The organism is Cruoricaptor ignavus (assembly GCF_014961145.1).
GTDB classification, from domain to species: Bacteria; Bacteroidota; Bacteroidia; order Flavobacteriales; family Weeksellaceae; genus Cruoricaptor; species Cruoricaptor ignavus.
Map to the genome: position 1 here is coordinate 1,847,810 of NZ_CP063145.1, position 21,370 is coordinate 1,869,179.

Sequence of the window (21,370 nt, forward strand, 5' to 3'; positions counted from 1 at the left end):
TTTTAAAAAAAATTAATCTTTGAGTGAGCGATTTTTTTTCGTTCATTTATTTTTACAATGCAGGGGCATTTTTATCCGGAAAATTTTGAGGCGGCAAACCGGGCGTTTCTCTTTGGGGATGCGGTAAAAGCTTATTTTTTCGTTCGTGAGGGCAGGCTGGTAATGCACGAGGAATGCTATTTCTTCCTGATGGCGAGTATGCGCAAGATGCGTATGAACATTCCGCTGGGCTTTACGCTGGAGTTTTTCGAAAATCTGTTTTCAGAGAAGATCATCGCCGGCGGTATTTCGGATGCCGTTATTACATTTCTCGCGTACCGCGCGGAGGGGGAGAAGCTCTGGAAGTCCGACATCCACTACTGGCTCCGCGCGGAGCCGGGGAATATTTTCGATCTTCGGCAGCCGGCAGAGCTGGATATTCTGAAGGAAATAAATGTAAACGCCGGCCTGCTAAGCAGCCTCCGTGTACACTGCCCGGAGAATATTTATGCAGAAATTTACGCGCGCGAAAATGATCTGGACGATGTAATACTTTTGAATCCCCATAAAAGGATCGCGCGAAGCATCTGGGGAAATCTCCTCTTCCTGGAGGGCAATGATGTAAAAATCCCAAAGCAGGCAGAGGGCGCCTACATTTCTCCGATGATGGAGAATTTCGTTACTTTTCTGCATAAAAAAAGCATAGCGCTGATCACTGAGGCTGAATTTAATCCGTTTGAATCGCAGAAGGCGGACGAAATTATTATTTTCTCGGATGAGCGCGGCATCACGCCCGTCCGAAAAATCAGAAGCAAGGAATTCCCGATGGAGAGGTTCCCCGAGATGATCCGCGAGTGGCAGTCCAGCTTTGCCGTTACGGATTAGTTCATCATTACATTTTCGGGAGCGTTGGCATAAAGCAGGAACTCTCCGCCGAGGTTCTGCATAATATGCTTCCAGAGCGTCTGGTCGTTCGGCGCGGTATAGTCCATATTGAAGACTTCTACCACCGTCCAGGCACGGCGCGCGATCTCGGATTCCAGCTGCTTTGCTGCCCAGCCGCTGTATCCAGAGAAAATCTTCACATCCTCCGCATTCAGCCTCCCGCTGATTATTTCGGCTGCTATCGCCTCCACATCCTCGGTCAGGTAATAATTTTCGTCAACCTTCAGGAATGCTTCCGTAAGCGGTACGCCGCGGACGATAAAAAAAATCTTGTCATTCTCCATCGGGCCGCCCTCGTACACAGCGACATCGAAACCGAAAATCTGCCGCATATGCGCGCTGATCTCATCGTTGCGCCGGTTGAGAATCAGCCCGAACGCCCCTTGCTCATTGTGGTCAATCATCAGTACCACAGCCCTTGAAAAGATATCGCCGGAGAGATCCGGAGCGGAAATTAAAATTTTACCTTTGTAAGAAAATTCCATATTCCGAATTTACAAAAATTTGAATAGATGAAAAACCTGCACGACAAAAGACAAGTTTACGAAAAATTTGAGCTAAAAGAAGATGAAATCCTTCCTGATCCTATGGCGCAGTTTGCCGCTTGGTACGGGGAGGCGGAGCGGGATTCCGGCATTGCCGAAGCCAATGCGATGTGCCTCTCCACCCTGGATGCGGATGGGTGCCCGCGCACGCGGGTAGTTTTGCTTAAGTCTTTTGACCAGAGCGGGCTGGTATTTTTCACCAATTATCAATCGAAGAAGGGGAGGTCCCTGGCAGAGGCGCCCCTTGCTTGTTTAAGTTTTTTCTGGCCGGATATGGAGCGGCAGGTGATTTTTAAAGCTCGTCTGGAAAAAGTTTCGCCCGCGGAGAGCGATCGGTACTTCGGTGAGCGCCCCCGTGGCAGCCAGTTGGGCGCGTGGGCTTCTCCCCAAAGCACGGAAATCCCGAGCAGGGAGTACCTGGAGGCTAGTTTAAAAAAATACGAGATTGAATTTGAGAATAGCGAAATCCCCCGGCCCGCCCACTGGGGCGGCTACATTGCCCGCCCGTACGAGGCAGAGTTTTGGCAGGGTAGGCCAAACCGGCTGCACGACAGGATTTTGTATAGCTTGGGGGGCACTTCCTGGAAAGTGCACCGCCTGGCACCTTAAAAGAAAATCCCGCAAATAATGCGGGATTTTATTTATTATTTATTTCTTTTTCTTGGAAGCGCTTTTTTTCTTCATAGAATCTACAGCTTCAGCGAGCTCTGCGCCAGGCTTGAATTTCGCTACCATTTTAGCAGGAATTTCAATTGGCTGCTTTGTAGATGGGTTGATGCCTTGTCTCGCAGCTCTTTCGGATACGGAGAAAGTTCCGAAACCTACCAATGACACTTTGCCGTTTTCCTGGGAAAGAGTCTCCGTCACATGCTTGATGAAAGATTCAAGCGCGGATTTAGCAGCTGCTTTTGTGATTTCTGCATCCTGTGCAATCGCTTCGATTAGTTCAGATTTGTTCATAATATGTTTGTTTTAAATGGTTTCTGTAGCGACAAATTTAAGATTTAATTTTAAATGTGCAATATTGGGAATGAATTTTAGCACGATTTCAAATAATATCCACATTCACGATATTTATTTTCCAGATAATTTCCCGGATTTTGGTATTTCAGGGATATTTACTGCCCACAGGCTGGTGCCGTTAAAAAGATATAGTTTATTTTTATGAATGGCGCCATTCAGGATGCTTGCAGTTCGCTCGCCCTTCGGCGTTCCCAGTTTATCGGCACTTAGGCGAAAAGCCGGGGAGTTTTCCTGATTGAAAACCTCGCCGCCGTGGTGCTCGTGCGCGAGGGAAGCCTCGGGAAATAAAAGTACGCCCTCCCGCGTGATGAAAAGAAATGCTGAGCGGCCGGTATTCAGAATGTTGTAGATTTCGTTCTCCTTACTGCCTACAAAGGCGAAAGACGGCATTTCGCCCATCATTTGGCCGCTTTTGCGAAACGCGATATTATCGGGCATAATGATCCAAAGGTTGGACTGATAGTCTGAAAAAAGTTTTTCCACATAATTATCCGGCAGCCCGTAGCCGCTGTGTGCTTCCTCTGCATAGCGGATGAAGGTATTGTCCGGTCTGATGCTGTAAAGGCCGAGATTGGTGCCCGCATTCACCAAGCCATCCGGCGTGGCACATACCACATACCCTGCGCCTGCGCTCAGCACTTGGGTAAAGTCATTTTTTTCCGATTGTTTATATATTCCGCTGAATTTGGTGGACGCCCAGATTTTCCCGTTAGAATCCTTTGTCAGCGATGTCACATCCAAGTCGCTCAGCAGCTGCGATACTGCCTTGCCATCGGCTAAACTGTAGGTTATGATGCCCTTTTCGGTAGCTGTCCAAAGCAAGTTGTCCTGGATAATTGCGTCATTAGCGGGGCTTCCAAAATCTGCAATCTTATCAAGTTTGCCCTTTTTATTTATGAACAGTGCCTGCTCGGTAGCTGCATACTCCTTTTTCCCGTTAAAAAGGATTTTACTGAAAGACTGGGCAGAAACCGGAAACAAGCCTAAAAGTGCCAGCGAGATGCTTATTAGTACTTTCCTCATTTTTAAAAAATTTACTCCGCAAAACAAAGAATTTATTTTTAAATATCATATAGTTTAAAAACAAAATCCGATAGCTTATACCTATAAATATGGGAGTTACATTTAACAAAAATTTAATATTAGGCTGTTTTCACACTCTGGTTTTTAGGTTAAATTTGTCAGTGTAATTGATAAACTTAACCCCCTAAAACTATATTTATGAAAACAAAATTATTTTGCGTGGCAGCATCTATGGCAGCAGCCGTAGCATTTGCACAGAAGCCAAAGCAGGTGATCATGTACATCGGCGATGGCTACGGTACATCCTCCAAAGTAGCGGCAAGGATGGCGATGGGCCAGGGTACTGAAGGCAAGCGCGTAACCAGCGATGCAAACTTTCATGTACTGGCTATTGACAAATTAAAATATCAGGGCTCCCTTACCACCCACTCGCTAAACTCTTGGATTACGGACTCCGGACCTGGCGCATCTTGCTATGCCGCCGGCGAGGCTGGTAAGCTGGATAACGAGGCCATCTCCTTCAATGTAGGAAAGGGAGAATCCGTACAGACTATTCTTGAAAAAGCAAAAAAAGCCGGCTATGCCGTGGGGCTTATCACCACTACGCGTATCACCCACGCTACTCCGGCTACCTTCGGATCCCATATCTGGTTCCGCGACCTTGAGGATTACATCGCTGCTCAATATATTTCCACCACCCAGCAGGAGTATGAGGACATTTTTAACAACTCCGCAATCAAGCCTTACAACGAAGGCAGAGACTGGATCCTCCCAGAGCCGAAAAAAGGCGTGGAGATAGATGTACTGCTGGGGGGCGGAGCAAGGCACTTCCTTCCGAAAGGCTACAGCGACCCGTACCTAGATTCCAAAGGAAATCCGATTATGGATAAAAACGGAAAAGCCGTGGCTCAGGCAGGCCGCAGGGTGGATAATGTAAACCTCGTGGAAGTGGCGAAACAGCGCGGATATTCTTATGTAAACAGCCGCGACGCCCTGATGAACCTGGATCTTTCAAAGTTTAAATCTGATAACAACGCGAAACTTCTCGGCCTCTTCAATGCATCCCATGTAAACTACGAACAGGATCGCCAGATGAACGCCGATTGGGAACCATCCCTTCCTGAAATGACAGAAATGGCGATCAAAGTTTTGCAGGCGAAAGGCGGTAAAAAAGGCTTCTTCCTGATGGTGGAAGGCGGAAGAATAGACCACCTGGAGCACGCCAACAGCGGCGGTATCTCCGTAATTTCTGATAACGGGAAAAATGTATACACTGTAGATGCCAACAAACCATCCTACATGGGCGGTGGCGAGGCTGTATACAGAGCCACGCCGGATACTCCGCGCCATACGGATGTTTTCGGATCAGACTATATGATCAAAGAAGTTCTCGCTTTCGATTATGCTATTGCGCAAGGCAGAAAGCTACTCGCAGATAACACAGCAGAAACGCTAATCTTCTCATCTTCAGACCATGAATGCGGCGGTGTCGCGATCGTAGGTCTGAACGATGCCGCAAATGTACAGAACAACGGCACCTACATCCGTACCTACGCTATGGGGCCACGCCAGAACGGAGCCAACGCATCCTCCGGCGGAGCCGCTACAGCAACTACCGTAGCAAACCCGGCCGGTGTAAAGCGTGGGGACATAGACTTCGGCACCACCAGCCCGAACGGCTGGTACCCCAACTATACGAACTATATATTCCAGAACAGAACCGAAGAGCCGTGGCCGAAAGTAGACATAAACGGCAGAAGGATCGTCATCGCCTATGCATCCAACCCACTAACCAACGGCAATGGAAACCTAGCCGGCGGAACTCCGGGTAACCACACCCCGATGGATGTATTCGTAGGCGCAGAAGACAATGTCCAGGGAGATTTCGCAAGAAGAATCACCGGAAAAGGACAGCTCGACAATACCTACCTTACCCAGATCATGGCGGATTTCCTTCAGGTAGGCGCCCTATCCGCAAAAGAGGCGAAGGCAGAATCTCCGGACGCTGTAGGCAAGGTATCCGTATACCCCAATCCTGCAACCTCCAGCGCCACTCTGGACATCAACCTTAAAAAACCCTCCACGGTAGCGGTAAGCGTGTACGATATGTCCGGCAAGCTCGTAACCGCAGTTGCAGAAGGCAGAAACGCCCAGTCCCACAAGATCGAAATCAGCACCCAGGCGCTCACCTCCGGCTCCTATGTTGTCAATGTAAAGTGCGACGCGGGCAGCTTCTCCACGAAACTAATCAAAAAATAACTAACCCTTTAAAATTCTGAAAAGGCCGGCACCCCGCCGGTCTTTTTTTTTGGCGGCAATTCCCGCTATCCGCTACTACTCCTCGCTTCGGCGCTCCGCTTCGCTCCGCGCCCTCGCTGCGGGGTATCCGCTACTATCGGGGCCGCAAGGGATTCCCCAAAATTCTCGCCTCAGAAAAATCAAAACCAAAAAGCTTAATTTTGCCCCATGCTAATAGAAGTCTTTAAATCCAAAATACACCGGGTGCGTGTTACCGAATCCGACCTGAACTATATCGGCAGCATCACAATAGACGAGGACCTGATAGACGCCGCCGGCCTCATCCCGGGCGAAAAAGTACAAATCGTAAATGTGAACAACGGCGAGCGATTCGATACCTATGTCATCCGAGGGCGAAGGAAGTCGGGAGAAATCTGCCTAAACGGCCCCGCGGCACGCAGGGTACAGCGCGGGGATGTCATCATCATCATCGCCTATGCGCTGCTTACGCCGGAAGAAGCCAAAGACTTTCAGCCCAAAATCATCTTCCCGAACGAAGAAACCAACCTGCTCTTCTGATGCCCGCCCCTGGAAAAACCAACCTGCTGAAAACGGTCCTAACCGTTGTGCTCTCCATCGCCGTGGCGGCATTCTTTATGTGGCTTGCCTTCCGCGATTTGGATTTTCGGGAGATTGCGGAATATTTTCGCCGCGCAGATTACCGCTGGGTGGGCATATCCGCTGTATTTGGTTTGCTTGCCTATTGGTTCCGCGCGGTGCGCTGGAATCTCCTTTTCGAGCCGCTTGGCTACCGCATCACCACAAAAGCCTCCCTATGGTCGCTGTCTTTCGGCTATCTTATGAACCTTACCATTCCGCGCAGCGGGGAGCTCGCCAGGGCTACGGCACTCTACGGCGTGGAGCAGATACCTGCAGACAAGTCTTTCGGAACCGTCATCCTCGAGCGCATCGTTGATCTCTGCTGCCTGCTCGTATTTTTTCTGCTCACCATTATTTTTAAATACGACGCCATCCTGTCCTTTGGCAGATACATTAGCGAAAAGCGCGCATCCGGCGAAGGTGGCGGCTGGTTTCGCTGGGTCATCGGCGGTATAGTTTTATTGTTTATTTTAATTTTCGCTTTCCGACAAAAATTAGCACAATATTCATTTTTCAACAAAATTTTCAATATCGCGCGAGGGCTGGGGCAGGGCATTACCTCCATATTCCGCCTGAAACAGCCCGGGAAATTCCTAATTTATACAATCTTAATCTGGCTCTGTTATTACCTTGCTTCATATTTGATAATTTTTGCTTTGCCGGAGACCTCCACCCTTTCTCCGGCGGACGGGCTGTACATCATTGTAGTAGGCACACTCGGGATGATTATTCCCGCATCGGGGGGCATCGGGGCATTTCACTATGCACTGAAGATAGGCATCGGGGCGCTTTTCCTCTCTATGGGCCTCGCGCTGGAAGACGGGGAGAAGGCCGGCCTTGCCTATGCCTTCATTTCGCACACTATGCAGCTTGTCCTCATCGTGGTGATGGGCTTTATATCGATCCCCGTGCTGGCTTCGATGCGCAAAAACCAGGTTTCATAAAATTATTTCATTGTGATAGTCGGTATCGGGCATCTTATTGTCACCGCTGGTCGCTTTCCGCCATCATAAAGTAAAAAACGCAAGCCTCCTATGCCTGCGTTTTTCATCATCCGAAAGCCCGTTTCAGCAGGCTGTCAATTTTAGGTTCGTCCCCCCGAAATTCCTTATAAAGCTCCATCGGGTCTTTTGTGCCGCCTTGCGAGAGAAGGTACTTAAACTTGTTTGCGATATTTTCATTAAAAATACCGTTTTCTTTAAAATAATAAAATGCATCGGCATCCAGCACCTCAGCCCACTTATAGGAATAATAGCCTGCTGCATAGCCGCCCTGGAAAATATGAGAGAAGGTAGGGCTCATAGCCGTATCGGGATTTTCAGGATAAAGGCTTAGATCCCTAAGTATCTCATTCTCAAATGCTTTGATGTCTTCCACTTGTCCTGCCCTGGTATGGTATGCCAAATCTAACAGTGCGAAACCTACCTGCCGCATAGTTTGGTATCCTTCCATAAAATTCTTGGAAGCCGAGAGTTTTTCAATTTTTTCATCGGGAAGGGTTTCGCCAGTTTGATAATGTTTCGCAAAAGTCTTCAGGAATTCCGGTTCGTAGCAGTAGTTTTCTAGGAATTGACTTGGCAATTCCACAAAATCCCATTCTACGGATGTGCCGGAAAGGCCGGGATACTGCGTGTTTGCCAATATGCCGTGCAGGGCATGACCAAACTCGTGGAAAAGCGTGGTGACCTCCTGAAATGTCAGCAGGCTAGGGCGCTCGGCGGTTGGCTTCGTAAAATTGCAGACAATGGAAATATGCGGCCGGGAATTTTCTCCATCCTTCTGCCACTGGTCTTTATAGTTCGTCATCCAGGCGCCGGCCTGCTTGCCTTCCCTCGGAAAATAATCTGTATAAAGGATAGCTACCAACTCGGTATCGTCTCTTTCATCATAGACTTCAAACACCTGAATATCAGGGTGATACTTTTGATATACGCTGCTTTGTTTAAACTTAAGGCCGAAAAGTGTCCCCGCCAGCCCGAAGACTGCCTCCTGCACACCTTCCAGCTCAAAATACGGGCGCAGCTCCTCTTCGTCTATATCAAATTTTTCTTTGCGAAGTTTCTCCGCAAAGTAAGCATGATCGTAGCTTTGCATTTCGCTGATGCCTTCGGCGGCTGCCATTTTCTTTAGTTCGGCGATTTCCTTTTCTGCAAAGGGCCTTGCTTTTTCGAGTAATTCGTTAAGAAATTTATAAACTTTTGCCGTACTTTTTGCCATTCTTTCTTCGAGAATGAAATCAGCGTAATTATCATATCCTAAAAGCTGAGCTTCATTATTTCTCAATGTGATAATTTCGCGGATCAGTTTCTGATTATCCCTTTCCGAATTATCAAAGGCCCGTCTTCCGCTCGCCAGGGCTATTTCTTTGCGGAGCTGGCGGTTTTTGGCATATGTCATCAGCGGGAGGTAGCTTGGCGATTTCAGCGTGATTACAAAGCCATCCAGCCCGCGCCGCTGCGCCTCCTCGGCATATTGCTGCATTATGCTCTCGGGGATGCCTTCCAGCTCACTTTTTTCCGTGATATGCCGAAAAAAGGCGTTGGTAGCCGCCAGCACATTCTGCCCAAACTGGAGGGTTTTGGTGGAGAGTTCCTTGTCGATGTCCTCAAGTTTTTTCTTGCCCTCTTCGTCCAGGAGGGCTCCGCTGCGAACGAAGCCCAGGTAGGTGTCTTCCAGCAGCATCTCCTGCTCGCCCGATAGTTTTAAGCTCGCCCTATTGTCATAAACGGATTTAATTCTGCTGAAAAGCTCTTCATTTTGAGAAATTTTGGAGGAAAACTCTGAAAGCATCGGGGATACTTCCTGGGCTATTTCCTCAATTTCGTCGCTGGTCTCTGCGGAGCTCAGGTTGAAGAACAGGCTGGATACCCTGTCCAGCTGCTGCCCGGAGTAGGCCAGTGCCTCTATGGTGTTGGCAAATGTGGGCGGCTCCGGGTTGCCCGCGATTTGCTGAATCTCCCCCTCTGATATTTTAATTAAATGCCGGAATGCAGGCAGGAAATCAGAGGTTTTTACTTCCTCGAAGGGCGCGGTTTCATATTTTGTTTTAAATGGCGCTGTCAGAATATTTTCCATCAAAATTTTTTGTGCAGATGGTGGCAAAATTTGTTCCGTGAAAAATTTAGCGGACAAATTTGCAGGCCGTAATTTTTTTTGCCAAATAAATCTCAAATCTTGAAATTTGCCGCATGCAAACTGAAAGCCTTACAGAATACCTCCCGCTGATTCTCGTGCTGCTTGTGCTCATCATCGTGCTGGTGCTTTTGGCACAGCGCATCCGTGTGGCATATCCCATCTTACTTGTGCTTGCAGGCCTTGGGCTCAGCTTTATCCCGAATCTTCCCAGGCTGCATATAGATCCGGATATCATATTTTTTATGGTGCTGCCGCCGCTACTTTTTGAGGCGGCCTGGTCCATCTCCCAGAAAGAATTGTGGAGGTGGAGGAAGATTATCCTCTCCTTTGCCTTTTTGGTGGTGTTCTTTACCGCTACCGTGGTAGCCTTTGTGGCGGAGCGCTTCATCCCGGGTTTCTCCCTGGCGCTCGGTTTCCTGCTGGGCGGCATCGTCTCGCCGCCGGATGCGGTAAGTATGGGTGCTATTTTGAAATTTGTAAAGGTGCCCAAGGCTACATCCTCCATCCTGGAAGGGGAGAGCCTGATGAACGATGCCTCGTCATTAATCATCATCAAGTTTGCGCTGATAGCTATCGGCACCGGGCACCTGGTATGGGGCGAGGTAGCCGCCAGCTTTAGCTGGATGGTGATAGGCGGGCCATTGGTGGGGATAATCCTGGCGTATCTGTTTCTTATTGTTCACAAATTTCTTCCGAATGACAAGAGTGCCGATATTTTGCTCCTGTTCATACAGCCATATTTAATGTATCTGCTTGCTGAAGAGGTGGGCAGCTCCGGAGTACTGGCAGTGGTGTCGGGAGGCTTGCTGCTCTCGCGCAAGCAGTATCGCAGCCTTACGGCATCTACCAGGGTGGGCCTGGGAAATGTCTGGGAAAGTTTCTCGTTCCTTCTTAATGGGGTGGTTTTCATGGTGATAGGTCTGGATCTCCCGGAAATAATTGAAGGACTGAAGGGGGACGGCGTCTCCATAGGCAAGGCCATAGGCTTCGGCGTGTTAATTACTGTAATCCTGATATTGGTAAGGATTGTAAGTTACTATATTTCAATGCTTTCCGCGTTATTTATGCGGCGGAAGAAAATTACCAAAGGTATGCTGAACGGCTGGCAGTTCTTCCCAATCGTAATGGGCTGGACGGGGATGCGCGGCGTGATCTCCCTTGCAGCGGCGCTTGCCATCCCGAACTTTATCGGCGGTAATGAATTTCCCCACCGAAGCCTTATAATTTTCATTTCATTCACAGTAATTGTATTAACCCTCGTGGTTCAGGGGCTTACCCTTCCGTATATGATTAAAGCCTTCAGATGGCCCGAGCCGGAGATTTCCGATGAGGATCTTTCCATAGAGATCGAGCGGGAGAAACTTAAATTCTCCATCGCTCGCGTGAGAGAAAAGTATGGCAGCGAGATAGAGAACAACCCAACACTCAGCCGAGTTCTTTCAGATTGGGAAAAAAGGATTGCCCTGCCCGACGAGAGATTTATGGATCAGGAAAAAATCAACTTTTTCCTCCGCCTCTACGATGCCCAGCGGCAATTCCTCCTAAGGGTAAATGCAGAAAACCCGAATATGAACGAAGATATAATCCGCGAAAAATTATATGTCATTGATCTTGAAGAGGAAAGGATTCGGCACTTTAAAGTCGATTGATATATGCTGAATGCCGATTATGACAAATCCGAAATCCGGAACCATATCCTGGAAATGCTTTCCGGCAAGGTGAAGACGCTGGATTTCTACCGCAATTTTACGCTGGAAGCAAGCCGCGATATTAAGAAAACGCCGAAGTACGACAGCTTCCGCGAAGAAATGCAGCAAGAGATTTATCACCTTGATAGACAGCGGTTTGCATTGACGACGATGCAAAAGGAAATGACGAAAGTTCTGAACTTCCCGGCGAAAACTGCAGGAACAGGTGCGCTCGTCATCACGAACAAAGCGCGGTTCTACATTTCTGTGGCGCTCGGTGAATTTTTCTTCAGAGGCGACAGATTCTACGCGATTTCGCCGGAAAGCCCGATGGCAAAAATAATGGAAGGGAAAACCGCCGGCGATGAATTTACGCTGAATGGGATTTATCAGAGAATAGAGAAGGTGCTGTAGTTCTTATTTTAAGGTCAAGTCATGAAGTTTAAGGTTGCTTAAGCGAGTTTGAAAATTCAGTAAATTCAGAGCCGTGAAAAACTTTGATCTTCAAATTTTAAACTTTGAACTAAAAGTGTTATCTTTGCACGCTTAAAATTATTAATCGGGACGAGTTCCCAAAATTTAACATTTATGGTAAAAATCAGATTGCAAAGGCACGGGAAAAAGGGCAAGCCTTTCTATCACATCGTGGTGGCAGATTCCCGCGCGAAAAGAGACGGCCGCTTCATCGAGAAGCTGGGCACTTACAACCCAATCACCAACCCGGCAACCATCGAGCTGAATGTGGATTCTGCCGTGCAGTGGCTGAACAACGGTGCGCAGCCTACCGATACAGCAAGGGCGATTCTCTCCTACAAAGGTGCACTTTACAAAAAACACCTTATGGGCGGCGTAGCTAAAGGCGCTTTCGATGAGGCTGAGGCAGAGAAGAGATTCAACGCTTGGCTTGAGGAAAAGGAAGGAAAAATCAAAGGAAAAACCGAAGGCCTGGCAAAGGCGAAGGCTGATGCCAAAGCTGCAGCGCTGGAAGCCGAGCAGAAAGTAAACAGCGACAGAAAGGCTGCTCAGGATGCGGTTCGTGCAGAAGCTGAGGCAGCGAAAAAAGCGGAAGAAGAAGCGGCGAGAGCTGAAGAGGAAGCCGCTAAGAAAGCTGAAGAGGCTGCTGAGGCAGAATCTTCAGAAGAAAAAACTGAGGAAACTGCTGCTGAAGAAGCGCCACAAGCTGAAGAAAAAGCAGAAGAGCCAAAGGCAGAGGAAGAGCCTGCTAAGGAAGAAGCAGCGGAAGAACCGAAAGCTGAGGTTGAAACTGAGGAGAAATCTACAGTGGAGAAAATCGCGGAGGGCATAGGAAGTGCAGCTGCAGCGGTAACTAAAGCGGTAGAGAATGTGGTGGACGCTGTAACCGGCGGAAACGACGAGGAGAAGGCAGAAGGAGAGGAGAAAAAAGAGGAAGCCTAAATTCCGTATAAAAAATTAATTTTGCAGAGGCGCAGTTTTGCGTCTCTGTTTGTTTCTGAAGAAATGCACAAGGATTATTATTTTCTCGGGAAAATCACGAGGACGCACGGTTTGGCGGGCAATGTGATTTTAAAACTTGATACAGATCAGCCGGAATTTTACGAAAAATTGGAATCTTTTTTCGTGGAAATCAACGGGCTTTTGGTTCCGTTTTTTGTGGAGAAACAGCAATGGACGAAGGATAATTCGAAAATCATCACCTTTAAAAATGCTTCGCTGCAAATGGCGGAACAAACCGTGGGAAAGGATGTGTACCTGCCACTTTCCACTTTGCCGGAACTCACTGGAAATCAGTTCTATTACCACGAAGTTCTGGGATTTCAGGTTTTGGATGATGAGGGAAAGGAAATCGGCAGCATTCAACAAATCAATGATCAGACGGCGCAGCACCTCTTCATCGTGGATTCAGGCAAAAAGGAAATCATCATCCCAATCATCAAAGACTGGATTGCCGAGGTGAACCGCGAAAAGCGTTTCATCAAAATGAATCTTCCAGAAGGATTGGTGGAAGTGTTTGGGTAAGAGCCAAGACACAAGACTTGAGAACCAAGATTAAGGCAAAAAGCTAGTAGCCAAAAGCTATCAGCATTTGCTATCTTTGCAATTTCCACGAGAATTTCGGCCTGCCGAACTTTTTCCCGAAAAAAGTTAGGAAAGTCCGGACACCAAAGAGCGGCATAGCGGGTAATGCCCGTCCACAGCGATGTGAGGACCAGTGCAACAGAAAGCAGGTACAGGTAAGGCTGTAGTGAAATCCGGTAAACTCTATGCGGTGCAATGCCAAGTATATCATCTGCCAAGGCCTGCTCGGCCAAAGATGAGGGGTAGGCAGCTAAAGCCGCGCAGCAATGCACGGCTCAGATAAATGGCAGGCACAGGTTTTATTTTTTTCCTGTACAGAATCCGGCTTACAGATTTTCTCGTGGTTTATTTTTCGCTGAGCAGCCGCTGCTTCGCTTCCTGTAATTTTAGCGTAACATCCTGAGAAACAGCGGGATACTTCGGGTTCATACTTTCCAAAGCGTTGATGATAATTTGAATGGCTGCCACTCTTGCGAACCATTTGTCATCGGCTGGAAGCACGAACCACGGCGCAAAATCCCTCGAGGTTTCATTGATGGCTCTTTCGTAAGCCGCCATATAATCGTCCCAAAGTGCGCGCTCTTCCAAATCGCCAAACTCGAATTTCCAGTTTTTTTCCTGCTCATCTATTCTGCTCAGGAAGCGCTCCTTCTGCACATCTTTGGAAACATTCAGAAAGATTTTCACGATTTTCGTTCCGTTCAGGGAAATGTGCCTCTCAAAATTCCGGATGCTTTCGTAGCGGTTTTCCCAAAATTTCTCGTCAAACTGCTCTACAGAATTCCAGGTTTTTTCGTTAAGATTAAACTGCGGATGAACCTTCGTCACCAAGACGCTTTCGTAATGAGAACGGTTGAAAATCCCGATGTAGCCTTTCTTCGGCAGAGCTAAATAATGCCGCCAAAGAAAATCGTGGCTGTATTCCAAAGTGGATGGCCGCTTGAAACTCGTGACATTGCAACCCTGCGGATTTACGCCGCTGAACACATGCTCAATTAGCGAATCTTTTCCGGCGGCATCCATCGCCTGAAGCACGATGAGAAGTGCCTGGCTTCCGTCTGCATACAGTCTCTCCTGCAAGTCGTAAAGTTTTTCCTTCTCTTCGGCAAGCATTTTTTTGCCGGCAGATTTATCGAGATTTCCACGGTATTTCGTAGACCAATCTTTGATGGAAAATTTATCTTTTACTAAAAAATCATCGGTGAAATCTAAATCCATTGCTGTAGATTTTTAACAAAAAAACCGCTCGTGAAAGCGGTTTCAGTCAGTGAAGAACTCAATTATTTTCTCGTGCGTGAAACTTTTGTTGTGGTAGTTGTGCGCACAGCCTTGGCATCCGCCTTTGTTTCGGCAGCCTTTGTAGGCGCTGCGGTGGCAGCTTCCGGTGCATTAGGGTCAATTTTCCCGGTGATGTAAACCGTAGCCCTGCCGTTTTGCGGGTCGTTGGAAAATACCTCGATGATTTTGCGGAAACCGTTCGGGTCCACGATGTTCGTATCGTAGCCCACCTTGATTTTAGCCGATTTCCCCGGCTGAATCGCTTCTGTAGGCCAAACCGGTGTGGTGCATCCGCAGGAAGCCTTCACATTGGTAATGTTCAGCGGCTTATCACCAGTATTCGTCACGGTGAAATAGCGCTGGCCATCAGAGCCCGGTTTAATCGTTCCGTAATCGATAATCGTTTTATCGAAAGTAATGGTTTGTGCCGTTCCAAGCACGAAAGCGCCAAGCAACGCAGCGCCTGCAAACAATTTTTTCATAATATAAATTTTTTGCAAAAATGCTATAGTTTGATACAAATTCAACGCCAAAGTTAAAAACATTTTTACAAATCGCTTTCAATTGAAATTCCGTTCCATTATTTTTGCAAAAGTTATTTCAGATTATGCAGATTTCAGACAAATACAACCCGCAAGATACAGAGCAGAAGTGGTACCAGTACTGGTCGGAAAACGGCTTCTTCCGTTCCGTGCCTGATGATAGGCCGCCTTACACCATCGTAATTCCGCCGCCGAATGTTACGGGAATTCTTCATATGGGCCATATGCTGAACAATACGATTCAGGATGTGCTGGTGAGAAGAGCGCGAATGACGGGCTACAATGCCTGCTGGGTTCCCGGTACGGACCACGCTTCCATCGCCACCGAAGCTAAAGTGGTGGCAAAGTTGAAGGCGGAAGGCATCAGTAAAAACGAGATTTCGCGTGAAGAATTTATGAAGCACGCCTGGGAATGGAAGGAGAAGTATGGCGGCACAATCCTGGAACAGCTGAAGAAATTAGGTTGCTCGTGCGACTGGGGCAGAACGCGCTTCACGATGGAACCAGAAATGTCTGCACAGGTGATTAAATCCTTCGTGGAGCTATTTAATAAAGGTTTAATCTACCGAGGATACCGGATGATTAACTGGGATCCTGAAGCTAAAACCAATATTTCCGACGAAGAAGTGATCTTCAAGGAGCAAAATGGCAAATTGTATTATCTTAAATATAAAATAGAAAATTCTGAGGATTTCATAATTGTGGCAACTACAAGGCCAGAGACGATTTTCGGTGATGTGGCGGTTTGCGTGAATCCAAATGATGAGCGCTATATTCATCTGCACGGAAAGAAAGTTACCGTGCCTATTGTAGGCAGGGAAATCCCAGTAATTGCGGATGATTATGTGGATGCGGAATTTGGAACCGGAGCGCTGAAAATCACGCCGGCACAAGATGTGGCGGATTATGAAATCGGCATCCGTCACAATCTGCAAATCATTGATTGTCTGGATGATGATGCAAATTTGAATCATCACGGATTGCATTACCACGGCAAAAACCGTTTCGAAGTTCGGAAGGCAATTGCCAAAGAATTGGAAGAAAAAGGCCTGCTGGAAAAGGCGGAAGATTATGTAAATAAAGTAGGCACATCTGAGCGGACGGGCGCTGTAATTGAGCCGAAAATTTCTCAGCAGTGGTTCCTGAAAATGGATGAAATTGCGAAGCCTGCGCTAGATGTGGTGATGAACGATGAGATAAAATTTCATCCCGAAAGATTCAAAAACACCTATAGGCACTGGATGGAGAACATCCGAGATTGGAATATTTCGCGGCAGCTTTGGTGGGGGCAGCAAATTCCGGCGTATTATTATGGTGATGGGGAAGATGATTTTGTGGTGGCGGAAAATGCAGATGAAGCCTTGGCATTAGCCAAAGAAAAATCCGGCAATGTGGCATTGAAACTGGAAAATCTGAAGCAGGATGAGGATGTGCTAGATACCTGGTTCTCATCGTGGCTGTGGCCGATTTCAGTTTTTAATGGATTGCTTGATGCTGAAAATCAGGATGTTAGGTATTATTATCCGACAACTGATTTGGTGACAGGGCCGGATATTATTTTTTTCTGGGTGGCAAGAATGATAATGGCAGGGCTGGAATTCCGTGAGGAAATTCCCTTCAGGAATGTATATTTCACCGGAATTGTTCGGGACAAACAGCGGCGGAAAATGTCAAAATCCCTCGGCAACTCGCCAGATCCTATTGAGCTGATAGATAAGTACGGCGCAGATTCTGTTCGGGTCGGCATTTTGCTGAGTTCGTCGGCAGGAAATGATTTGCTTTTCGATGAAGATTTGATGCTTCAGGGTAGGAATTTCGCCACGAAAATCTGGAATGCATATAAATTAATTCAGGGCTGGGAAAAAGCGGATAAAGAGGCAGGAAATGCAGAGCTGCAGGCAGTGCAATGGTTTGAAAATCAGATGAATAAGAGTATTACGGAAATTCAGCAGCAGTTTGAAAAATTCCGGATTTCTGATGCGCTGCACATTGTTTACAAGCTGATTTGGGACGATTTCTGCAGCTGGTATCTGGAAGCCATCAAGCCTGATTTTGGCGAACCGGTTTCGCAAGAAGTTTTCGACAAAACCATCGAATTTTTCGGTGAGCTGCTGAAAATTCTGCATCCATTTATGCCGTTTTTAACGGAGGAACTTTGGCAAAATTTAGCAGAAAGAAAAACTTATGAAGCCCTAATCATCGCTCAGCAAAAGCCGGCAGGAATTTTCAGCGAGGAATTAATTTCAAGATTTGAAACTACCAAAGAAATTATTTCAGGTGTCAGGAATTACCGGCAAAGCAAAGGTGTTTCGCCGAAAGAATTAGTGGAAATTTATACGGGTTCGTCAAAATTTGAGAATGAAGATTTGATTAAAAAACTAGCGAATGTTTCCGAAATTTATTTCTCCGAAAAAACGGAAAAACCAAGTTTTTCGTTTTTAGTTGGCGCTTCGGAAATTTCAATTCCGCTGAGCGAAAACTTGGATTTGCAAGCAGAAAAAGAAAAAACGGAAGAAGAGCTGATTTACCTGAAAGGCTTTTTGGCATCGGTGGAAAAGAAACTTTCCAACGAGAAATTCGTGGCGAATGCCAAGCCTGAAATCGTAGAGAACGAACGCAAAAAGCAGCGTGATGCCCAGGAAAAAATTGCGCATCTCGAGGCAAAACTGAAGTCTCTTGACTGAGAATTTTTTTTGCTAAATTAGCAGTAATGAATTTAAGAAATCCACATCCTAAAATCATCGTGGTGGGCAGCTGCTCTATCGACCTTGTTTTAAATACTGAAGAATTTCCCGGGGCGGGGGAGACGGTTCTTGCCTCGCGATCCGAGAATTTTTTTGGCGGAAAGGGCGCCAACCAGGCAGTAGCCGCTGCGCGCCTTGGGGCTACCGCATATTTCGTGGGTGCTGTCGGTATGGATCCCAAGGGCCAGCAGGTGCTGCGGCATCTGGTAGAGGAGGGCGTGAATGTAGGCTTCGTGGCAGAAAAAGAAAGCGTGCCTACGGGCGCTGCTTATGTGGCGGCGGCAGGAGGCCAGAATACCATCATAGTGGTGCCTTCAGCCAATCACCAGGTAAGACCAGAGCAAATAGATTTTGCAGAAAAACATTTTGCAAGCTGCGATATGGTGCTTCTTCAGCTGGAGATCCCGATTGCGGTGGCAGAAAAGGCAGCAGCTTCTGCCCTTTATCACGGAAAGAAACTCGGAATATATGCCTCCCCGGGGATTGCTCTGCCGCAGCAAATGATAGATGCTGCCACCTTCATCGTAGTAAAACAAAAGGATGTCCCAAAAGTTTTCGGTATGGAGACGGAGGAAGCCCTGCGCCGCTATCCAAACAAAATATTCATCCGCGAAGATGCGCTCACCATAAAATATTCTGATGGTTTGGAGGTGCAAAGGGAGGACGGGGAAAGACCGGATCCGGTGCACGCTATGGGGGCAGGGGATGCCTTCACCGCCGGACTGGGTGTGGCGCTGTGCCATGGCAGCTCGGTGGCAGACGGCGTAAAATTCGGTCTCGCGGTAGCGTCGCGCGCAGCTGCAAAACGCGGGTCGCAGGCTGGTTTACCTTTTTTAAAAGAATTGAAAAACGCCGACGGAATATGGAAGAACTGAAAATAAGATCTGCAAATGGCTGTATGCTCTCGGTACACCTCTTCGAGCCGGAGCGGGCTCGGGGTAGGCTGCTCCTCATCAATTCTGCTACGGGTGTGCGGCAGCAGGTTTATTTTAAGTTTGCCCGTTTTTTTGCAGAGAAAGGCTATACGGTTTTAACTTATGATTATGAGGGTATCGGGAATTCCAAGCCGGAAAATCTGAAAAAGTGCACAGCCTCGATGAGGAGCTGGGGGACAGAAGATTTTGCCTCCCTGCTCAGTTTTATAAATGAAAAGTATCCTGACCACCGAAAATTCTGCCTCGGCCACTCGGTGGGTGCGCTGATAATGGGGATGGCAGACTCCCGGATGTTCGAAAAGTTCGTGTTTACCGCCACTCAGGACAGCTGGTACCGCAACCTTCCTAATAATGTAAAACCTATGGCATTGATATGTTTCGGACTGCTGGTGCCGCTTCTTACCGCGTTTTTGGGATATTTTCCAGCGCATCGTTTTGGTCTTGGCGAGAGCTTGCCAGCCGGTTCGGCGATGGATTGGCGCACGCTCATCCTTAAGCAAAAAAGTACTTTTGAATTATATTTAAAAATAGGGAAAAATTTTGCCAAATCCTTAACACATGAAACACTGATGCTGAGTGCGGAAGACGATGCGTGGGTGACGAGGGCGGGGATGGAGAACCTCTTGAAGCATGTGTACCCAAACCTCCGGCCGGAATGGCACCAGCTAAAAAAATCCGAGTCGCCTTTGAACGACATCGGGCATATAAACTTTTTCCGTAGCTACAACAAACCGCTGTGGGAAGTGCCATTGCGGTGGCTGGAAAGTTCAGATAGCATTCGTTAACGGCGGGTATCAATGGGATATATTCTTTTTACAATTTTCGTTCTGCTTTCCCTTTCGCTGCTGCTTTCGTTTTTTAAGGAAGGGAGGCGGGCGAGGATTTTCAGGATTATCCGTTGGGCAGCAGTTTCTCTTACCATACTTTTTTTTGCCTGGAAGTTCGCCGAGGATTTTTTTAAACAGCCCAGTAATGAGGATGTTTCTGTACAGGTTATCAACAGCCTCCCTCAGCCGCTAGACTTTTACCTGATCAGCCGCGATACTGTAGGGGCGGGGCCAGTCATACACCTGGGAAAAATAAGACCCGACCATTACAGAATGGAGTATCTCCGCTTCGAAAGCGGTGGAGAACTATGGCTTGCAGGCTTTTTAGGAAATAAAAATATGGTGTATCTTTCCCGGCATCCGATGGTAAGCCGAAATCTCGACCCTATTATCGAGGTCCGCAGCTACGAGGACCTGGGTCAGGTGTTACACGCCCGTGCTGAAAAAGAGATTGGTTGGTACCGTACGCAGGCTACCCGGAGGGCGGTGCTTGCCGTTCTGTGCCTGCTGCTGCTATTTGTGAATGTTATAACATTATTGCGCAAAAGCAGTGTTTAATTTTAAGTTACTGTAAACCAGATAGTTGAGAACTTGGTTTAATTCAAAATTTCATTTTAGGGCTCTTAGAAGTCTTAATAGTTTATAAGTCGCTAAGAATTAAGCACTTACAGTTCCTTGTGGATAACTCCTTTTTCTCAATCGGAGTATCTTGGTTACTTTTGTTCACAATTCATCTGAAAACTATGGGAATTTTTGACAAAAGAATCAGCTACAAGCCGTTTGAATATCCGGAAGTTTTGAAGTTTGTGGAGGCGATTAATAAATCCTTCTGGGTGCATTCCGAAGTGGATTTCACTGCAGATGTGCAGGATTTTCACTCGCAACTTCAGCCGCACGAGAAAAACGCCGTGAAGCACGCTTTGCTTGCCATCGCACAAATCGAGGTTTCCGTGAAAACCTTCTGGGGAAATCTGTACAACCACCTGCCAAAGCCTGAGCTGAACGGCCTTGGCGCAACTTTCGCAGAGTGCGAATTTCGCCATTCCGAAGCGTATAGCCGCTTGCTGGAAGTGCTGGGCTACAACGAAGAATTCCTGAAAGTGGTGGAAATACCGGCCATTAAAAAACGCATAGACTTCCTGAGCAATGCGCTTCGCCACGCCAATTCCACAACGCCGAAGGAATATGTATCATCCCTGCTGCTGTTCTCCATCCTGATTGAAAATGTATCGCTGTTCTCGCAGTTTGCCATTATTCTGTCATTCACAAGGTTTCAGGGCTATATGAAAAATGTGAGCAACATCATTGCGTGGACTTCCGTGGATGAGCAAATCCACGCCAATGCAGGCATTTACCTTATCAACAAAATTCGGGAAGAGCAGCCGGAATTGCTCTCTGAATCGGACATTGAGGATATCTATACGCTGATAGACCATTCTATCGATGTGGAAGAGGAGATCCTGGACTGGATTTTTGAAATGGGAGAGATTGAGAATTTGACGAAGGAAAATCTGCTGAACTTTATGAAATTCCGGGTGGATGACTCTCTGAAGAAAATCGGGCTGCAGCCACGCTACGAAGTCTCGCCGGAAGAATACAGGCCGATGAAGTGGTTCGAGGAAGAAGTTTTCGCCAACTCTCTGGACGATTTCTTCGCGAAAAGGCCTGTGGACTACACGAAGCACGACAAGAGCATCACTGCGTTTGATTTGTTTTGAGTAAATTGCAGAAAGTTCAACTAAAAAACTTT

Annotated in this window: 19 protein-coding genes, 1 other RNA gene and 1 pseudogene; 15 read left to right on the top strand and 6 right to left on the bottom strand. The window is 47.4% G+C overall.

Annotation, left to right across the window (positions count from 1 at the left end; translation table 11 throughout):
• Positions 1-57: 57 nt before the first annotated feature.
• Entirely contained in the window at positions 58-864 is an 807-nt protein-coding gene (locus IMZ16_RS08905) for an aminotransferase class IV (RefSeq protein ID WP_073179797.1), read from the top strand.
• Here IMZ16_RS08905 and IMZ16_RS08910 read toward each other — a convergent pair.
• The gene (locus tag IMZ16_RS08910) at positions 861-1,409 is read right to left on the bottom strand and encodes a YqgE/AlgH family protein (protein ID WP_193439744.1); all 549 of its coding nucleotides are present in this window, start codon (positions 1,407-1,409) and stop codon (positions 861-863) included. The two genes, IMZ16_RS08905 and IMZ16_RS08910, sit on opposite strands and share 4 nt — an antisense overlap.
• A 27-nt stretch (positions 1,410-1,436) precedes the next feature.
• Here IMZ16_RS08910 and pdxH point away from each other — a divergent pair, with 27 nt between their 5' ends.
• Positions 1,437-2,078: a pyridoxamine 5'-phosphate oxidase gene (gene pdxH, locus IMZ16_RS08915; protein WP_073179793.1), complete on the top strand. Its 642-nt coding sequence runs from the start codon at positions 1,437-1,439 to the stop codon at positions 2,076-2,078.
• Between the two features lie 39 nt (positions 2,079-2,117).
• Here pdxH and IMZ16_RS08920 read toward each other — a convergent pair whose 3' ends face one another.
• Both IMZ16_RS08920 and IMZ16_RS08925 read right to left on the bottom strand, forming a co-directional pair.
• Entirely contained in the window at positions 2,118-2,429 is a 312-nt protein-coding gene (locus IMZ16_RS08920) for an HU family DNA-binding protein (protein WP_193439745.1), read from the bottom strand.
• A gap of 114 nt (positions 2,430-2,543) precedes the next feature.
• Positions 2,544-3,515 (bottom strand): two-component regulator propeller domain-containing protein, encoded by a 972-nt coding sequence (locus IMZ16_RS08925; RefSeq protein WP_193439746.1) that lies wholly within the window; start codon positions 3,513-3,515, stop codon positions 2,544-2,546.
• 231 nt (positions 3,516-3,746) lie between these two features.
• Here IMZ16_RS08925 and IMZ16_RS08930 point away from each other — a divergent pair, with 231 nt between their 5' ends.
• The 3 genes from IMZ16_RS08930 to IMZ16_RS08940 all read left to right on the top strand — a co-directional run bounded on the left by IMZ16_RS08930 (position 3,747) and on the right by IMZ16_RS08940 (position 7,357).
• Positions 3,747-5,774 (top strand): alkaline phosphatase, encoded by a 2,028-nt coding sequence (locus IMZ16_RS08930; RefSeq protein WP_193439747.1) that lies wholly within the window; start codon positions 3,747-3,749, stop codon positions 5,772-5,774.
• A gap of 207 nt (positions 5,775-5,981) precedes the next feature.
• On the top strand, positions 5,982-6,332 hold the full coding sequence (panD, locus tag IMZ16_RS08935; protein ID WP_073179786.1) for an aspartate 1-decarboxylase: 351 nt from the start codon (positions 5,982-5,984) through the stop codon (positions 6,330-6,332).
• Positions 6,332-7,357, top strand: coding sequence for a lysylphosphatidylglycerol synthase transmembrane domain-containing protein (locus IMZ16_RS08940; RefSeq protein WP_193439748.1), 1,026 nt, complete (start codon positions 6,332-6,334; stop codon positions 7,355-7,357). The genes panD and IMZ16_RS08940 overlap by 1 nt, the downstream gene beginning before the upstream one ends.
• A 106-nt stretch (positions 7,358-7,463) precedes the next feature.
• Here IMZ16_RS08940 and IMZ16_RS08945 read toward each other — a convergent pair whose 3' ends face one another.
• Complete coding sequence (locus IMZ16_RS08945) at positions 7,464-9,488, bottom strand: M3 family metallopeptidase (RefSeq protein ID WP_193439749.1); 2,025 nt, start codon at positions 9,486-9,488, stop codon at positions 7,464-7,466.
• 113 nt (positions 9,489-9,601) lie between these two features.
• Here IMZ16_RS08945 and IMZ16_RS08950 point away from each other — a divergent pair, with 113 nt between their 5' ends.
• The 5 genes and pseudogenes from IMZ16_RS08950 to rnpB all read left to right on the top strand — a co-directional run bounded on the left by IMZ16_RS08950 (position 9,602) and on the right by rnpB (position 13,639).
• Complete coding sequence (locus IMZ16_RS08950) at positions 9,602-11,197, top strand: Na+/H+ antiporter (protein WP_193439750.1); 1,596 nt, start codon at positions 9,602-9,604, stop codon at positions 11,195-11,197.
• A gap of 3 nt (positions 11,198-11,200) precedes the next feature.
• Positions 11,201-11,650: a hypothetical protein gene (locus IMZ16_RS08955; RefSeq protein ID WP_193439751.1), complete on the top strand. Its 450-nt coding sequence runs from the start codon at positions 11,201-11,203 to the stop codon at positions 11,648-11,650.
• Between the two features lie 174 nt (positions 11,651-11,824).
• Positions 11,825-12,388: pseudogene (locus IMZ16_RS08960) on the top strand (30S ribosomal protein S16); the annotation flags it as partial.
• 327 nt (positions 12,389-12,715) lie between these two features.
• Positions 12,716-13,234 (top strand): ribosome maturation factor RimM, encoded by a 519-nt coding sequence (gene rimM, locus IMZ16_RS08965; protein WP_193439753.1) that lies wholly within the window; start codon positions 12,716-12,718, stop codon positions 13,232-13,234.
• Between the two features lie 88 nt (positions 13,235-13,322).
• Positions 13,323-13,639, top strand: an RNA gene (gene rnpB, locus IMZ16_RS08970) — RNase P RNA component class A.
• Here the strand turns inward: rnpB and IMZ16_RS08975 are convergent.
• Both IMZ16_RS08975 and IMZ16_RS08980 read right to left on the bottom strand, forming a co-directional pair.
• A complete protein-coding gene (locus IMZ16_RS08975) occupies positions 13,640-14,512 on the bottom strand; it encodes a PPK2 family polyphosphate kinase (protein ID WP_193439754.1) in 873 nt (290 codons plus the stop codon).
• A gap of 62 nt (positions 14,513-14,574) precedes the next feature.
• Positions 14,575-15,054 carry a DUF1573 domain-containing protein gene (locus tag IMZ16_RS08980; protein ID WP_073179771.1) on the bottom strand — a complete coding sequence of 160 codons (480 nt, stop codon included), beginning with the start codon at positions 15,052-15,054 and terminating at the stop codon, positions 14,575-14,577.
• Positions 15,055-15,179: 125 nt separating this feature from the next.
• Between IMZ16_RS08980 and IMZ16_RS08985 the strand changes: the two genes are divergently transcribed.
• The 5 genes from IMZ16_RS08985 (at position 15,180) to IMZ16_RS09005 (ending at position 21,338) form a co-directional block, all read left to right on the top strand.
• Positions 15,180-17,798: a valine--tRNA ligase gene (locus IMZ16_RS08985; protein ID WP_193439755.1), complete on the top strand. Its 2,619-nt coding sequence runs from the start codon at positions 15,180-15,182 to the stop codon at positions 17,796-17,798.
• Positions 17,799-17,824: 26 nt separating this feature from the next.
• Positions 17,825-18,733, top strand: a complete 909-nt coding sequence (locus IMZ16_RS08990; protein ID WP_193439756.1) for a PfkB family carbohydrate kinase — start codon at positions 17,825-17,827, stop codon at positions 18,731-18,733.
• Entirely contained in the window at positions 18,721-19,578 is an 858-nt protein-coding gene (locus IMZ16_RS08995) for an alpha/beta hydrolase family protein (RefSeq protein WP_193439757.1), read from the top strand. Before IMZ16_RS08990 ends, IMZ16_RS08995 begins: the two co-directional genes overlap by 13 nt.
• Positions 19,579-19,590: 12 nt before the next feature.
• Positions 19,591-20,178, top strand: a complete 588-nt coding sequence (locus IMZ16_RS09000) for a hypothetical protein (RefSeq protein ID WP_193439758.1) — start codon at positions 19,591-19,593, stop codon at positions 20,176-20,178.
• Positions 20,179-20,363: 185 nt separating this feature from the next.
• On the top strand, positions 20,364-21,338 hold the full coding sequence (locus IMZ16_RS09005; RefSeq protein ID WP_193440838.1) for a ribonucleotide-diphosphate reductase subunit beta: 975 nt from the start codon (positions 20,364-20,366) through the stop codon (positions 21,336-21,338).
• The last annotated feature ends 32 nt before the right edge of the window (positions 21,339-21,370 follow it).